The organism is Arsukibacterium sp. MJ3, from assembly GCF_000987765.1.
GTDB lineage: Bacteria > Pseudomonadota > Gammaproteobacteria > Enterobacterales > Alteromonadaceae > Alishewanella.
Window position 1 is genome coordinate 1 of record NZ_LAHP01000091.1, and the last position, 803, is coordinate 803.

At 39.0% G+C, this 803-nt stretch carries 2 protein-coding genes; both read left to right on the forward strand.

The features are described 5' to 3' along the window. Nucleotides 1-435 (forward strand): TNT domain-containing protein (locus VT06_RS16895; RefSeq protein WP_152659064.1); only part of this gene is annotated, 435 nt, incomplete at its 5' end. A gap of 11 nt (nucleotides 436-446) precedes the next feature. After that, nucleotides 447-650 carry a hypothetical protein gene (locus VT06_RS18215; protein WP_152659065.1) on the forward strand — a complete coding sequence of 68 codons (204 nt, stop codon included), beginning with the start codon at nucleotides 447-449 and terminating at the stop codon, nucleotides 648-650. The last annotated feature ends 153 nt before the right edge of the window (nucleotides 651-803 follow it).

Consider the following 803-nt stretch of genomic DNA (forward strand, 5'->3'; position numbering starts at 1 on the left):
CAGACTTTTAGCATTAAACCGGAATCTGGTTACCTTAATCCGGTAGATATAGATTTCTTGATTCCTGCAGGACTGTTAATTAAGCTAGGGAAGCAGACTAGTAAACGACTCACAAGAAAAGTTGATGACGTTGTTTGGCCACCAAATCGCGGCTTTGATGGTGATTCTGTTCCAGCCAGCTTGATTCCGGGTGCGAAAATTGATAGGTTCGGGAGCCCTCATGGCACGTTTGTCTCACCAGATGGAACGCCATTTTCCGCGAGGTCTTTGCCCGCATCTTCGGCGAATAAGCCTTTAAACACTTATGTAGTCGTTAAACCAATTCAAGTGGAAGCTGGCAATGCAGCACCATGGTTTAATCAACCAGGGGGCGGCATTCAGTTTGAATTACCAAAAACAGTGCAAGAATTAGTTGATTCAGGGCACCTGAAGTGAGTATAAATTTTATGAAAAGAGATTATTTAGTATTTGATCCACGAAATGGCTATCCAAGAGGAAAAGATATTTTTTACGAATGCGAAAGGTGTGGCGATATTATTCCTAGCCAACCAGAGGATGGGATAGGTTGTACGTGTAGAAATATCTTTATTGATGTGGATGCTGGTCGAGTTTCAGTTAAGGAAGCTACTAAATTTAGTGTTTTTAAATAATAAATAATATTAGGGTCAGTACAAAATTATAATCAATAAATCAATAGGGACAGTGTCTGACAAATCCCCACAAAATGTATATAAAAAACAATAGTATAATAAAGAAATAATTGAACATTCATGGCGTTTGGTGATCAGATCTATCGCCAAACA